The sequence below is a fragment of the Paenibacillus catalpae genome, assembly GCF_900112695.1.
GTDB classification, from domain to species: domain Bacteria; phylum Bacillota; class Bacilli; order Paenibacillales; family Paenibacillaceae; genus Pristimantibacillus; species Pristimantibacillus catalpae.
Genome location: NZ_FOMT01000004.1, coordinates 540217 through 555621 on the forward strand (window position 1 = coordinate 540217; position 15405 = coordinate 555621).

15 protein-coding genes are annotated in these 15405 nt (G+C 47.1%); 2 read left to right on the plus strand and 13 right to left on the minus strand.

Annotation, left to right across the window (positions count from 1 at the left end; genetic code table 11):
- The 9 genes from BM200_RS20200 to BM200_RS20240 all read right to left on the minus strand — a co-directional run bounded on the left by BM200_RS20200 (position 1) and on the right by BM200_RS20240 (position 9550).
- Positions 1-552 carry an acyltransferase gene (locus BM200_RS20200; protein WP_091188449.1) on the minus strand — a complete coding sequence of 184 codons (552 nt, stop codon included), beginning with the start codon at positions 550-552 and terminating at the stop codon, positions 1-3.
- 19 nt (positions 553-571) lie between these two features.
- Complete coding sequence (locus BM200_RS20205) at positions 572-1831, minus strand: glycosyltransferase family 4 protein (RefSeq protein ID WP_091188450.1); 1260 nt, start codon at positions 1829-1831, stop codon at positions 572-574.
- Positions 1832-1834: 3 nt separating this feature from the next.
- Positions 1835-2929 carry a GDP-mannose 4,6-dehydratase gene (gmd, locus tag BM200_RS20210; RefSeq protein ID WP_091188451.1) on the minus strand — a complete coding sequence of 365 codons (1095 nt, stop codon included), beginning with the start codon at positions 2927-2929 and terminating at the stop codon, positions 1835-1837.
- A gap of 32 nt (positions 2930-2961) precedes the next feature.
- On the minus strand, positions 2962-3900 hold the full coding sequence (fcl, locus tag BM200_RS20215) for a GDP-L-fucose synthase (protein WP_091188452.1): 939 nt from the start codon (positions 3898-3900) through the stop codon (positions 2962-2964).
- A gap of 20 nt (positions 3901-3920) precedes the next feature.
- Positions 3921-4622 carry a sugar transferase gene (locus BM200_RS20220; RefSeq protein ID WP_091188453.1) on the minus strand — a complete coding sequence of 234 codons (702 nt, stop codon included), beginning with the start codon at positions 4620-4622 and terminating at the stop codon, positions 3921-3923.
- Between the two features lie 17 nt (positions 4623-4639).
- A complete protein-coding gene (gene galU / locus BM200_RS20225) occupies positions 4640-5527 on the minus strand; it encodes a UTP--glucose-1-phosphate uridylyltransferase GalU (protein WP_091188454.1) in 888 nt (295 codons plus the stop codon).
- Between the two features lie 279 nt (positions 5528-5806).
- Positions 5807-6499, minus strand: a complete 693-nt coding sequence (locus tag BM200_RS20230; RefSeq protein WP_091188455.1) for a CpsD/CapB family tyrosine-protein kinase — start codon at positions 6497-6499, stop codon at positions 5807-5809.
- A complete protein-coding gene (locus tag BM200_RS20235) occupies positions 6480-7241 on the minus strand; it encodes a YveK family protein (protein ID WP_091188456.1) in 762 nt (253 codons plus the stop codon). The genes BM200_RS20230 and BM200_RS20235 overlap by 20 nt, the downstream gene beginning before the upstream one ends.
- Positions 7242-7405: 164 nt before the next feature.
- Positions 7406-9550 carry an S-layer homology domain-containing protein gene (locus BM200_RS20240; protein ID WP_091188457.1) on the minus strand — a complete coding sequence of 715 codons (2145 nt, stop codon included), beginning with the start codon at positions 9548-9550 and terminating at the stop codon, positions 7406-7408.
- Between the two features lie 809 nt (positions 9551-10359).
- Between BM200_RS20240 and BM200_RS20245 the strand changes: the two genes are divergently transcribed.
- Together BM200_RS20245 and BM200_RS20250 are read left to right on the plus strand one after the other, a co-directional pair.
- Entirely contained in the window at positions 10360-10998 is a 639-nt protein-coding gene (locus BM200_RS20245) for a fibronectin type III domain-containing protein (RefSeq protein ID WP_091188458.1), read from the plus strand.
- Complete coding sequence (locus tag BM200_RS20250) at positions 10964-11311, plus strand: fibronectin type III domain-containing protein (RefSeq protein WP_091188459.1); 348 nt, start codon at positions 10964-10966, stop codon at positions 11309-11311. Before BM200_RS20245 ends, BM200_RS20250 begins: the two co-directional genes overlap by 35 nt.
- A gap of 163 nt (positions 11312-11474) precedes the next feature.
- Here BM200_RS20250 and BM200_RS20255 read toward each other — a convergent pair whose 3' ends face one another.
- From BM200_RS20255 to BM200_RS20270, 4 genes are read right to left on the minus strand one after another with little or no spacing between them, the layout of a single operon-like run.
- A complete protein-coding gene (locus BM200_RS20255) occupies positions 11475-12545 on the minus strand; it encodes an ABC transporter substrate-binding protein (protein ID WP_091188460.1) in 1071 nt (356 codons plus the stop codon).
- A complete protein-coding gene (locus BM200_RS20260) occupies positions 12542-13345 on the minus strand; it encodes an ABC transporter permease (protein WP_091188461.1) in 804 nt (267 codons plus the stop codon). The genes BM200_RS20255 and BM200_RS20260 overlap by 4 nt, the downstream gene beginning before the upstream one ends.
- Complete coding sequence (locus BM200_RS20265; protein WP_091188462.1) at positions 13323-14147, minus strand: ABC transporter permease; 825 nt, start codon at positions 14145-14147, stop codon at positions 13323-13325. The genes BM200_RS20260 and BM200_RS20265 overlap by 23 nt, the downstream gene beginning before the upstream one ends.
- A complete protein-coding gene (locus BM200_RS20270; RefSeq protein WP_091188463.1) occupies positions 14137-15243 on the minus strand; it encodes an ABC transporter ATP-binding protein in 1107 nt (368 codons plus the stop codon). The genes BM200_RS20265 and BM200_RS20270 overlap by 11 nt, the downstream gene beginning before the upstream one ends.
- Positions 15244-15405: the final 162 nt, after the last annotated feature.

The following is a 15405-nucleotide window of genomic DNA, read 5'->3' on the forward strand; positions in this document are numbered from 1 at the left end:
TTAAAATCTTTTGATGACTCTAGCCGGATTTCCAGCAATTACGCAGTTATCCTCGAATACACCACTAACGACTGCCCCCGCTCCAACTATGCAGCCATCACCGAGCACAGTCCCTTTTAGGATCAGCGCATTACATCCTATAAAGCAATTCTTTCCTATCGAGATTGGTTTGGCCCCAATCTTCTCTTTAATGTCTGCATTTCTTGCTTCAATCTCTAGAGGGTGAAAATCATTGTCCAAAATCTTGGCATTACCGCCTACAAGCGTATTCTCACCGATTGTTATGGATTTTCTAGCATAGATAGTCGCACCAGAAATACCAACATTGTTACCGATTAATATCTGTGATTCCGGAGTTCTGGTAATAATTATCGTCCTCTGATATAGGCCAACCAAGTTAGATAGAAACGATGAGTTAATCGTTACATTATCACCAAAAGTAAGCTGGGCCCCAGACTTGTTAAAGATGACTGGCATTCCTTTCAGCGTTAAGTTCTTACCGTAGCTGACCTTAGTCATTTTCATTAAAAGCTTGAACCAATTACTATTCATATGAATAACCTCGACTTCGTTAAATACTGATTTCTTGAATATATTTACTAATCGATACATCCTTCGTCAGATTCTTAACTAAGAAGGCTCTTGCACGTTTACTCATCTCGGCAGGAACGTTGGTGTCTTTCTCCCTTATAAATTTCTCAATAATAACCTCAACATCACCATAATTGGCCGGTTCGGTTACATAGCCGCAATTCGTCTCTTCAATAATAAGGCGTGCTTCAGATCCTTGTTCGAGGACACCTAATATAGGTTTGCCAGCTGCCATAATACCGTAGAGCTTACTCGGAACAGATACTCCCTTAATGCCCTTGGCATTAATACACCAGTGTACATCACCGGCATTCAAGCTATAGATCAGGTCCGACTTCTTCTGATACGGAATAAAGGTTACGTTATTTAGATCGTGTTCTTCTTTGTAAGCGATCAGATTCTTAAGGACAGTTCCATCTCCGATAAAGGCGAATACGACTTCATCCCGATCCTTGAACTTCTCAATGATAGGCATCATGTTCTCAAGATCATAGTACAGACCGATATTACCGGAATACATAATGACAAACTTATTCTCCAGCCCATACCGCTTCTTGAATGTGACTACCTGCTCATGATCAGCCGGCAAAGGATAGATTTCCTTCTCATCAATCCAGTTGTTAATAAAGGAATGATTCGGAACCCTCTTTCCCTTGAAGCGATGCTTTACGGTCTCGACCATATCACGGCCAACCACGATTACCTTATCCGAACATTTGCAGCTGAATTTATCGAACCACATCATGGCATTCAGGATTAGCTTATTTTTGCTGTAACCAACCGCCATTGTCTGTTCAGGATTGAAATCCTGAATATTGTAGATATACTTGGCACGCTTCATCCATTTGCCCCATACCCCAATAAGTCCACCAAGGACAGGCGGCTGGGAGATGGAATAGACATAATCCATCTTGCCAACCTTGAACGTTGCCAGCATGGCACCAACAAAGTAAGCCAGAATGTTCTTAATTCTGCTTACCTTGCTGCTCTTGGAGAACTCCGGCACACGGATTCGAGTCACTTTCACGCCATTAATCTCTTCTTGATAGAACATCTTGGTCTTATACTCCGGAGCTACTCCTCCTGTATAAGAGGGAACAACACAAATTACCGTGATATCAAAGGAATCGAGCATCCCTTCGGCCAGTTCCTTCAGGATCTGGCCAGTTGACGCTACGTCAGGATGGTAATAGTGCGCATAGATAAGCAGCTTCTTCTTGGAACTCAGTTCGGTTGCCATGCTCTACACTAGCACCCCATCAAACATTCTTCTGCTGCCTTCTTCCGAGCGGACTTTCGCCATATCGTATTTCACCATAATGCTAACTAGCTCTTCGAAGGATGTCTTCGTTGGGTTCCAGCCTAATAATGTTCTTGCCTTGGTTGGATCGCCGAGCAATTGCTCCACTTCTGCCGGTCTGAAGAATGTAGGATCTACTTCAACAATCACTTCACCTGTAGCTTTGTTAATGCCTTTCTCGTCTACACCCTCACCTTGCCATTCGATATTGACTCCTACATGCTTAAATGCAAGCTCCACAAACTCACGGACCGAGTGCATTTCACCTGTAGCAATAACAAAGTCTTCTGGCTTATCGTGCTGCAAAATCAGCCACATGCATTCTACATAATCTCTTGCATAACCCCAGTCACGCAAGGAATCCAGATTACCAAGCATCAGCTTCTGTTGTTTGCCTTGCGCAATACGAGCTGCGGCAAGAGTGATTTTACGGGTAACAAACGTCTCGCCGCGGCGTTCCGACTCATGGTTGAACAGAATGCCGTTAACCGCGAACATATTATAGGATTCACGATAGTTCTTCGTAATCCAGAAGCCATAAATCTTCGCTACGCCATATGGAGAGCGTGGATAAAATGGAGTTGTTTCTTTCTGAGGGACTTCTTGGACTTTGCCGTACAATTCAGAAGTGGATGCTTGATATACACGGGTTTTGTCTGTCAGACCCAGAACTTTAACCGCTTCAAGGATATTTAATGTGCCTTTGCCATCGACATCCAAGGTGTAACCAGGCATATCAAAGGAAACACGTACATGCGATTGTGCTGCGAGGTTATAAATCTCATCCGGTTGAATTTCACTAATCAAGCGGGTGATGTTAAGTGCATCGGTGACATCACCATAATGAAGATGGAAGTTACTATTATTCAGAATTGCTCTAGCTTCTTCTTCTGTCAGAAGATCTTCCAGACGCTCCTGGTTGTAGGACGAGCTGCGGCGGATAACACCGTGAACTTCATAACCCTTCTCCAATAGGAACTCTGCCAAATAAGAACCGTCTTGTCCTGTTACACCTGTAATCAACGCGCGTTTAGCCATGGTTTCCACTCCTCTATTCTCTCTACTTAATATTATTGTCGTACCAAATATTCATTCTGAAAGGTTTCGTAAACAGCCTTAATACCGTCTTCCAACGGAATCGTCGCTTTCCAGCCAAGACCGTTAATCTTTGTTACATCAACCAGTTTCCGTGGGGTGCCATCCGGAGCAGAAGTATTAAAGACTACTTCTCCTTCATAGCCAACTACATCTTTAATAAGATAAGCCAGCTCTTTAATCGAGATATCTTCACCAACACCAATATTGACGATTTCGTTCTCTTCGTACGTATTCATCAGGAAGAGACAAGCATCGGCCAGATCATCGGAGTGAAGGAATTCTCTGCGGGGTGTTCCTGTTCCCCATACCTCAACTTCAGGGGATTGATTGATTTTCGCTTCATGGAACTTGCGAATTAACGCAGGAAGGACATGTGAAGTCTTGAGATCAAAGTTATCGTTAGGTCCATACATATTGGTTGGCATAACCGAAATGTATTTCGTTCCGTATTGGCGGTTATAGGATTGGCACATCGTAATGCCGGCAATCTTCGCGATTGCATAAGGTTCATTCGTTGGTTCAAGAACGCCGGTCAGTAAATATTCTTCCTTCATCGGCTGAGGGGCGAACTTCGGATAGATACAAGTCGAGCCCAGGAACAACAGCTTCTTCACGTTGTTGCGGTATGCCGCATCAATAACGTTCGTCTGAATCAGGATATTGTCGCGGATGAAATCAGCCGGGTACTCGTTGTTTGCTACTATACCTCCGACCTTCGCTGCTGCCAGGAATACATACTCAATGCCCTCTTCCTCGAAGAAAGAAAGAACCCGATCTCTGCTCAGCAGATCGAGTTCAGCACGGGTGCGGTAGACCAGATTCGTATATCCCTTCTCCTCTAGAGCTCTCAGAATAGCTGAACCTACCAGCCCTCTGTGTCCTGCTACAAAAATTTTCGAATTGAGTTCCATTCTCTATCCACTCCTTCTCTCTAATACGCGTCGTCTGATCCAACCATGGCCTTTGCTGTCTTCGCAAGGATCTTCAGATCAAACCACACATTTCGTTTCTCTATATACTCAAGATCCAGCTCCACCATTTCACTAAAGCTCAGCTCATTCCGGCCGCTAACTTGCCACAGTCCGGTACAGCCTGGCTTCACGCGAAGGCGGAGTTTATCGTAGCTGCTATATTCTGCAACCTCTCTTGGGAGAGGCGGCCTGGGACCAACCAATGACATATTGCCGCGAACGACATTCCACAATTGCGGGAGCTCATCTATACTTGTGCGGCGTATAAATCTTCCGATAGCTGTGATTCTTGGGTCATGTTTCATTTTGAACATGTGACCTTCTATCTCATTCTTATGTAAGAGCTCTGTCAATAAGTCCTCTGCATTCGGAACCATAGACCGAAATTTATACATTCGGAAAAGTTTTTCATTGATTCCAACCCGGTTCTGATAGAAAAAGACCGGAGCTTTCGGATTCTCTAATTTAATTAGAAGCGCTACAGTGAGCAGTAGCGGTGATAATAGTATAAGTCCAATCGCGGCACCAACCAGATCCATCATGCGCTTAACCATCAGATAAGTACGTTTGGAATTTCTGGTCTGGGCTTGTGCTTTATTAACCAATGTTAAATGGCCGTCTATGGTCATCTCGGATTCTTTCCGAAGAGGCGATAACGCCATATTGCATTCTCCCCCGTTTAATTAGATTTAAAAATAAGCTCTCTCTCTAAAATCTCTCTCATCGCTTCAAGCAGCGGTCCCTTGAGCGACTCGTTCCGCAGGGCAAAATCAAGTGTTGTTGTAATAAAACCTAACTTCTCCCCAACATCGAATCGTTTGCCTTCGAATTCATAAGCGTAGACACCCTGAGATTCATTCAGCTTCTGAATGGCATCGGTTAATTGAATCTCGCCGCCAGCGCCCTTCTCCTGCTTCGACAAGAATTTGAAAATATCCGGAGTCAGAACATAACGGCCCATAATAGCAAGATTCGATGCTGTCGTTCCTGGAGCCGGCTTCTCGATAAAACGGTCAACCATACTTAATAGCCCGTTCTTCTCGCTATATTCCACAATGCCGTAACGCTCGGTCTCATTCATTGGTACCGGCTTTACGCCTATAACCGATTTACCGGTGTGCTCGAATTGTTCCATCAGCTGCCTTGTACATGGAATCCGGGAGTCCACAATGTCATCGCCAAGCAGTACAGCAAATGGCTCATCCCCGATAAAATTCCGCGCACACCATACGGCATGACCGAGACCTTTTGCTTCCTTTTGCCGGATGTAATGAATCTCGACTCTTGAAGATTTCTGAACTTCATCCAGCAGCTTAAGCTTGCCCTTCTCCATCAGATTGTGCTCAAGCTCAAATGCGCTGTCGAAGTGATCTTCGATTGCACGCTTGCCTTTGCCGGTCACGATAATAATGTCCTCGATTCCGGATGCAACGGCCTCTTCCACGATGTACTGAATGGTCGGCTTGTCTACAATTGGCAGCATTTCCTTCGGCATGGCTTTGGTCGCGGGCAGGAAACGGGTTCCAAGGCCTGCGGCCGGGATAATCGCCTTCTTAACTTTTATCATGTTTTTGTTCCCTCTCTTTTCTTTCTTCTCTCTCTATTTGTCTATGTATGTTGGTATTGATTGGATAAACATCATGTATAAATATACGAGCTATGTCTTCCTTCGGCAGAAAAACATAGCTCGAACATTTAGTTATGAATATAGGGGCATTAAACCCCTCCTCACATCACACCCTTGGCAATAATGCCTAAGGTCGCTAAGACCCACAGCGTGATCGAGTGCCTGCAGTGATAAAGGTGCAGCAGACTTTACCTTGAGCGATTGTTGTAGCCGCTCTTCCTACTTCACATCAGCACTATAGTAATAGTAGTAAGCTTCTTCATTGGAACGCCGCTTGACGTTATTCAGCACAACACCAAGAATGCGGGCATTCACGTTCTGCAGATTTTGAATCGCCTTCTGTGCGAATTGGCGTTTCACTCTGCCTTGATCCACGACCAGGACAACACCATCACTCTTGGTTGCCGCAATTTGCGCATCCGTTACAGCGAGCAGCGGCGGCGTATCCACAAGGACAATATCATACATGGTGCGAAGCTCATCCAGCAGAGCTGTCATCCGCTTCGATGCCAGCATCTCTGCCGGATTTGGCGGAATCGGTCCCGCTGTAATAACATCCATGTTCGGAATATCCGTTGACTGGATAACTTCTTGCAATGTACTTTGCTGCGAAATCACCGAGGACAAACCAAACCGGTTCGAAATCTGGAACGTCTTATGTGCCGTTGGTTTACGCATATCCGCATCAATCAGAACAACCTTGCGGTCGGATTGGCTATAGGTAACGGCCAGATTTGCGATTGTTGTAGACTTGCCTTCACCTGGTCCCGCAGACGATACCATAATGACCTGCAAAGCAGAGTCGATCGCCGCAAATTCAATATTCGTCCGAAGGGTACGATACGTCTCCGATACCGGCGAACGCGGGTTAACGACCGATATGAGCCTGCGTTTATTCTCCGACTGTGACATTCTCGAGTCCCCCCGCTTTCTGTCTGCCTTGTACTCTACTTCCCGTTTGGAATTCACTCGCCTCAACTCTGGCAACCATCGCAAGTGTAGCCTGACCCAGGTAACGCTCCACATCCGCTTCCGTTTTAATCGTGTCATCCATATATTCCAACAGGAACGCAATGCCGACCGAGATCATAAGGGAAACAATAAAAGCGATGATGATATTCAGCGTGACATTTGGTGATATTGGCGCCGGCTGATCGTCCAGCGGCGCTTCATTCAAGATGGATACGTTCTCGACCTGGAAGATATTCGGAATTTCTTCTTGAAAGACAATTGAGATCGCATTCACGATCTTCGCAGCCTGAGGGTAAGACACATCCTCTACAGCGAGTGTCATGACTTGCGTATCATTCACGGAACTTACCTTAATCTTCTTGGCCAGTTCCTTGGCGGATAAGCCCAGCTGTGGATACTTCTCTGCTACCTTGCCAAGAATAGCCGGTGTCTTAATCACTTCTTTATAGGTTTCTATCATCTTGATGTTGGAGTTAATAGCATTGATATCAAGTGCTCCGACAGACAGCGATTCACTAGTCCGGTTCACGACAATCTTCGTCGATGCCTCATAGATCGGATCCTTGAACAGCTTGGTATATACACCAGCTGCTATTGTGCATACCAATACGAAAATAACGATAAGCACCAGTCTCTTCCTCACGATAAGGAAGTACTCTCTTAAATCTAGTTCTTCAGACACTATTAACCTCCTCCTGATTGCCCAGTTGCCTATTCAATTGTAATACGATAGTCCCATTGTTTGTAGACAAAAATTGTAAATAAACCAACATTTTCTATTATTTAGCGAAAAAATACCTTCCTCCCAACTACTGCACATGAGAGGAAGGTAGAAAGTCCTATTTATTACTTAAAGTTAACCGCACGGTAGATCATAACTGCCGCTTCCGCACGTGTTGCCGATGCATTCGGCGAGAATTTGCCGTTGTTCCCAATGACGATTTCGTTCTTAGAAGCGAATGCTACGCCAGCTTTCAACGCTGCGCCGATCGAGCTTGCATCCTTGAAGTTCGCCAGTGCTGCATTCACATCAGCTACATCTTGAGCGCCTTTTGTTATTTTCAATGCACGAGCGATCATAGTTGCCATCTCTGCACGAGTAATTTGAGCGTTAGGGTCGAACTTCGTAGCCGAACGGCCTTGGATAATGCCAAGCTTAGCCGCTGCACCGATGTAAGGTGCGGACCAGTCTGTATCTTTCACGTCTGCAAAGTTTTCTGTCGCCAGGCTGTTATCCAGATCAAGTGCACGAGTAAGCATTTTCGCGAACTCTGCACGAGTTACGTTATCTTTCGGAGCAAATACGCCGGCTTTCTTGCCTTCAATTGCACCTTTCGCTGCGATAACCTGGATTGCACGGCCAGCCCATGCTTCAACCGATTTGATATCTGTAAACGTTACTTTGTTCTCTACAACAACATAGGAAGAGAATGTGTCACGTTGCTCAACGATTGTGTTGCCTCGGATGGAACCGCCTTGGAAGACAAGCTTGCCGTCAACGATCTTAGCAAGCGACAACAGCTCCTTGTCAACGCCATCTACGTTACCAAGCGGAACGCTAACGATGATTGGTTGCGCGAACGATGTAACCGCTTTTCCGCCAATTGCTAGACCAAAGCTGTATACATCGGAAGCCGCTTGAAGGCCGCCAGTTGTTGTGGAATCTGCTTTGGATTTGTTGATTTTGAAATCAACTGCGCCATTGAATTGACCGCCAACCGGAAGCGTAGCGCTCAGGCCGCTTACTGTCAGGTTAATACCGCTAAGACCTGCTTTGATTGCTTCTTGGATAACGGCATTGTTCAGACCAATGTTCACATCGTTCTGAGCTACGTTACCAAGGTTAATGTTCAGAACAACCGGAGGTACAGGCACGCCTGCAGCCAGTTCTTTCACGTTCTTCAGGATCTCGCCGATACCCGCGATTGCAGACAGTACAGATGAACCGCTAACTTGCAGAGCAGCTTGACCGTTCGATACTGTTACATTGCTGGACAGATCGAAGTTCGACAGCTTCGTTACCAAGGTTTGTGCTTGTTGAATCGCTTGCGCGATCAGAGCCGCTTTCTCGGCATCTGTTGCTGCTGCCAGCTTCTTCTTGAAGTCATCGATGAAAGCTGTTACTTCTTTCGGAACTTCTACAGTAGTTTCTTCACCGCCGCCGATAGCGCCACCGCCAGGACCGCCAGTCGACTCGTTCATTTTCAGGTAAGCGCCGTAGAGAGCAGTAGCTGCTTTAATAACGACTGTGTTGTCTACTTTTTCTTGGGCACGCGACACTACCGTAGTCAGGTCCGCTTTTCCAATGCCATAAGCTTCAAAGATATCTTGAACTATAAGGCTTTCCGCCGACAAAGCTTCGAAAGCATCTTCAATCAGAGCAGCTCTTGCTTCTGCATCATTCAGGGCTGCCAGCAATTCAGCAGCGGACAATCCGTTCAGCAAACCAGCAACTTTCTCTTGCAAAGTGAAGAAGTACTCTGCAACATCATCAACGGTCAGGTCATCTACTTGCTGCGGCGTGAAGCCTGCGCCAACAGCCAGTTCAGCAAGAACGCTGCGGTATGCATCTTTATTACGGATAATTTCGAGTTCAGTCAGGTTCGGATCGTATGTAATCGAGATTACATCAAGAACGAGGTCCTCAACCGCTTGTCTGTCCGTTCCATTAAACTCTGCACCAAGCTTAGTTGTTACTTTGCTTGTAATAGGTTGAGCAACATATTTCAGATCGTCAGTGCCTAAACCTTGGATTACTGTGCGCAATGCTTGCACTTCATCAAGACCGCTTGTTGCAACAAGTGCCGCGCGCAGGTCGTTCACATATTCTACGATATCCGTGCTTGGGAATGCCGCTGTTGCAGCATAAGCCGTTGCATTAAAACCAAGTTTCTCTGCCAGTCCTTTGTTGCTGAGCGGAAGTCCTGCAAATGCGGTTGCCGCTACGCTTGCTGCGATAGTTGATACGATAAGCTTCTTTCTGATCGTCATCTCTGTTCACCTCATAGTTTGATAGTTAGACCTTATGTAACCTTGTAACTCTGTATACCATAAAATGGTATATGTAGACACAAAATAACGTGGCATACCACTAGATCGATAGCTCTAACTCTCTAGTTGATTGCCAATTCGTTATCCAATTCTGCATATGGAATCCAATATTGGTGCATCCATCCATGGTTTTCCGTCCAGATCCTGTGCCTATATGCAATGCATTGCTAAAATGTACCTAGGAAAATACTTGATGCTCATTATAGCAGAATAGACCAATAGAATCAGCAGTTTCGCAATCTTTCTCATCATTCGACAAAAAATGATCTAATGGTACTAAATTGTCGGGATAAATTCCCAAAATGATAGCGTTTTCAGTCGATATTTAACGCTGGAAATTATATTTCCTGTGAAAATTCGACAAATGATAAACCGTGCCCTCAGCCTACTCAGAGGTCCTATCCCAAATGAAATAGGGACCTGGTTGTCCCCCGGCACGAATATAACAGTAATTGTTAAACATTAATTGTATTACTTCTTACATTCAAGGAATGATCCGTCTGAGGGTAATAAAGCTATGTATTTGATATCTGTATCCATGCTATCCTGTCAATCGCTTATCTCGAAGGAGTCTCCTCCATAAATATTCCTGTATACATAAAACCTATTAATGTTTATTACCCTTAAGTCCGTATGAGCAGGCTATGATTAAACTCTCCTTCAGCAGCACTTTTACCATACTTTACTAATAATTGATGGATAACCTATAATATTAGCGAATCTATCATCTATCTATTGAGGAGTGTCAAATGAACGTTCGTCGCAAACTTGGTTTATGTGTATCGGTATTGCTGATCATGATGAGCTTATTTCCTCTGGCTGCAGGGGCCGCAAGTGGAGGTAATGGGAAGGGGTCAAAGGTAATCGTACAACTGGCGGCATCCTACGTGACCGCATTCGAGGCTGAAATAACAGCCGTCATAGGCAAGGGTTATTCCCCGAGACTATATATCGGCACGGATCCTGCCAGCCTGACCCTGAGTCAAGGAAAGGTTTCCCGACTTGCCAATCAATATCGCTTTTACGTCACCGATTTGAAGCCACAAACGACCTATTATTATCAAGTAGAAGCCCTCTCGGGCAAAAAGACCGAAAAAAGCAAAGTACAGACCTTCACCACACTTCAAGAAGCGCTGGTCATCAGCGGAATTCAAGCTTATTCCACCAATTCAACCTTTACGAAGTTCGAATGGAGCACCAATCACGGCGCGACTTCAACCCTGTACTACGGTATCGATCCTTCTACATTGGATCAAACAGCCGCCACGGCTCAAGACGGCAATACGCTGCACCTGGCCTACGCGGATCAATTAAAACCGGGCACCACCTACTATTACCAAGTTGTCGCCAAAGATGACTATGGCAATTATGCAGAGCGATGTTTATAAATTTACGACCATGCCAGACGAAGCGCTGGTCATCAGCGGAATTCAAGCTTATTCCACCAATTCGACCTTTACGAAGTTCGAATGGAGCACCAATCACGGCGCGACTTCAACCCTGTACTACGGTATCGATCCTTCTACATTGGATCAAACAGCCACCACGGCTCAAGACGGCAATACGCTGCACCTGGCCTACGCGGATCAATTAAAACCGGGTACCACCTACTATTACCAAGTTGTAGCCAATGACGCCTTTGGTCATTATGTGAAAAGCGATGTTTACACATTCACGACGGTGAGCGAAATAAAGATTTAAGTCCTTACGGGCTGTCGAGACAATCTCGACCTGGATTGGCGCATGACTCCATCAAAGAGAACCGATTAAACCGAAATAAACCCATGTCTCATTGCAAGACATGGGTTCCCAGACAATCGAAAATGCCCTCTTCACTCGGAAGAGGGCATTTTACTGTCATGTATTATTTGCGATGCATCTTAAATTCAAGGAATAATTCATTGTAGTGGGCGAGCATTTTTTTGCCGAGATTCTGGTAAACCTCAAGCTTCGAAGTCAGCTCTTTACTCGGATAGAAGCGCTGATCACCCGAGATCTCCTCCGGCAAATATTCAAGCGCCATGGCGTTAGGCGTAGAGTAGCCGACATACTCGGCATTCTGCGCGGCATGCTCGGGAGCAAGCATGAAATTGATGAACTGATGCGCGCCTTCTATATTCCTCGCCGTCTTCGGAATGACCATGTTATCGAACCACAGGTTCGAACCTTCCTCCGGTACGACGTAATCGAGCTTCTCGTTTTCGCTCATAATCTCCGACGCATCACCGGACCATACAAGGCCCACCGCCGCTTCTTCGTTCGCCAGCAGCAGCTTGATCTCGTCGCCGACGATCGCCTTCACATTCGGGGTCAGCGTACTCAGCTTCGCCTTCGCTGCCTGCAGATGCTCTTCATTCGTATCGTTCAGCGAGTAATGAAGGCTGTTTAGCCCCATTCCGATCACTTCCCGCGCACCGTCGAGCAGCAGGATCTGATTCTTCAGGCTTGGATCCCACAGGTCTTCCCAGCTCTTGAACTTAAGATCGGTCAAGTCCGGGTTGTAGACGATGCCTACCGTCCCCCAGAAGTAAGGAATGGAGTATTTGTTATCCGGATCAAAGCTCAGGTTAAGGAAGCTTGGATCGATGTACTTCAGATTCGGCAGCTTGCTCTTGTCGAGCGGAAGCAGCAGGTTTTCTTGTTTCATTTTATCAATCGCATACTCGGAAGGAACACTTACGTCAAATGTCGTGCCCCCCTGCTCGATCTTCGTCATCATCGCTTCGTTGGAATCAAACGTCTGGTAGATGACCTTGATGCCCGTCTCCTTCTGGAATTCATCCAGCAGATCAGGGTCGATGTAATCGCCCCAGTTGTAGATCGTGAGCGTATCTTTGCCCGTGTAGCCCTCGCTCGAATTGAGATAAGAGGTCAGATACATAAGCCCGAAGGACACGATCAGCACGGCGATAAACGTCTGGACTAATGATTTCATCCCCGTCCCTCCGATCGCGTCGAAGTCCGGTTATTCCGCTGATTGATGAAGTAGTAGCCGATTACCAGCAGAATCGTGAACAGGAAGATCAGGGTGGACAGAGCATTGATCGACAAGGCAATCCCTTGGCGGGCCCGCGAGTAGATCTCAACCGATAAGGTGGAGAAGCCGTTGCCCGTTACGAAGAAGGTGACCGCGAAGTCGTCAAGCGAATACGTTAATGCCATAAAGAATCCGGCAAAGATGCCCGGCTTAATAAACGGAATGATAACGCGCGTCAGTACATGCCAGCTGCTTGCGCCAAGGTCGCGGGCCGCATCGATCAGCGTTGGGCTCATCTCCTGCAGCTTCGGCAGCACCATAATGACGACGATCGGCACGCTGAACGCGATATGCGACAGCAGGACGGACACGAAGCCAAGCTTAATGCCGATAATCGTAAACAGGATTAAGAACGAGGCGCCGATAATAACGTCAGGGCTGACAATCAACACGTTGTTGAGCGATAGCAGCGCGTTCTTCGGCTGGCGTCTTCTTACATAATGAATCGCAAGCGCGCCCGCAATACCGAAGATGACCGATATGGCCGACGACAAGAGCGCGATGACAAACGTGTTCAGCACGATAATCAGCAGCCGCGTATCCGCGAATACCTCCTGGTACCACTCGAGCGTAAAGCCTTCGAAGTCGCGCATCGCTCCGCCGCTGTTGAACGAGTAAAAGATCAGATAGAAGATCGGCGCATACAAAATGATAAATACGGCGATCAGATAGACATTAGACAGCTTTGCGGTTTTCATTCTGCAGCCCTCTCTTTCTGCTGCCCGTTAACAGCATAATAACCGCCATCGCGATAATGAGGAACACCGCAATCGTGGCGCCCATGCCCCAGTCCTGGGTAACGAGAAAATGCTGCTCAATCGCGGTGCCAAGCGTAATGACCCGGTTGCCTGCGATAAGCCGCGTAATCATAAAGAGCGACAGTGCGGGAATAAAGACCGCTTGGCAGCCGGACTTCACGCCGCTTAGCGTCAGCGGGAAAATAACCCGGCGGAACGCCGTCCACGGCGATGCCCCAAGATCCCGCGCCGCAAAGACGAGCGATGGATTGAGCTCCTCCAGCGAGTTGAAGATCGGCAGGATCATAAACGGGATAAAGATGTATACCGAAACGAAGATGAAGCTGAAATCCGTGAACAATATTTGCTGCGTGCCGATGCCAACGAATTTGAGTATGCCATTAACCGCGCCGTAGGTGCCGAAAAGTCCAAGGAACGCGTACGCCTTCAGCAGCAGGTTAATCCAGCTTGGCAGAATGATCAGCAGCAGCCAGAGCTGCTTGTGCTTCGTTCGCGTCAGGAGGTAAGCCGCCGGATAAGCGACTAATAGGGAAAATGCCGTAATCAGAAAGGCGTACCAGAACGAGCTTAGCGTCATTTTTAAGTAAACAGGCGTAAAAAACTTCTCGTAATTGCCAAACGTAAAGTTCCCCTCTACGTCGAAGAAGGAGTAGTACACCACGAGCACGATCGGCGTAATAACGAACAGCGCGATCCACAGGAGATACGGGATGAGATAGAAATTACGGGTATTAGTTCTCATCTTGGCCCTCGCTGTAGGCGTCCAGACGCTTATCGAATTCTTCCTCCGTCTCGCCAAAGCGCATAACGTGAATCGCTTCCGGATCAAAGTACAGACCGATCTGCTCGCCTACCGATGCTTTCTTGGTGGAGTGAACCAGCCATTCATTGCCCGCTTCATCATAGCAGGATATCTCGTAATGAACCCCGCGGAACAGCTGCGAATCAACGCGTACCTGCAGCTTGCCTTGCTCCGGCTTCGTAATCTCGAGGTCTTCCGGACGGATCATGATCTCTACCGGCTCATTCGGGTTAAGCCCCTGATCCACACACTCGAACGTACGGCCTGCGAACTCCACTTCGAAGTCCTGCTTCATACGGCCGGCTACAATATTCGATTCCCCGATAAAATCAGCCACGAACCGGTTAATCGGCTCATCGTAAATATCGTTAGGCGTACCGCTCTGCTCGATCTTGCCCTGGTTCAGGACGAAGATCTCATCGGACATCGCAAGCGCTTCTTCCTGATCATGCGTGACGAAAATAAAGGTAATGCCAAGGCGGCGCTGCAGCTCGCGGAGCTCGTACTGCATCTCGGTACGGAGCTTCAGGTCGAGCGCGGAGAGCGGCTCGTCCAGCAGGATAACCTCGGGCTCGTTCACGATCGCCCGCGCAATCGCAACGCGCTGGCGCTGGCCGCCGGACATTTCGCTGATGTTGCGGTTCTCGTAGCCTTCCAGGTTGACGAAGCGGAGCGCTTCTTTTACTTTTGCCGTGATGTCGGCGTTCTTCAGCTTCTTGATGCGGAGGCCGAAGGCGACATTCTCGAACACATTCAGATGCGGGAACAGCGCGTAGTCCTGGAATACGGTGTTCACCTGGCGCTCATTCGGCGGAATGCGGTTGATCACCTTGCCGTTGAAATAAATCTGACCCTTGGACGGTTCGATGAACCCGGCGATGAGCCGAAGGATCGTTGTTTTGCCGCAGCCCGATGGGCCCAGCAGCGTGTAGAATTTGCCTCTTTCAATCTCGAAGCTGACGCTCTTGAGGACCGTCGTCTGGTCGTCGTACTGCTTCGTTACTTGCTCGAATCGGATGATCGTTTGATCCGACATGATAGCGCGCACCCCTTTATACCCGGAGGTAAACATAGTCAATAATTTAGTTAGCTAACGATTGCTTTCAGCATTTGATTATACATGATGCTTGAGCGTGTGCGCATGACTTTTTGCGCTTAGGGGGATATAATACAAGAATAAGTAATCTCTCTTTCAAAA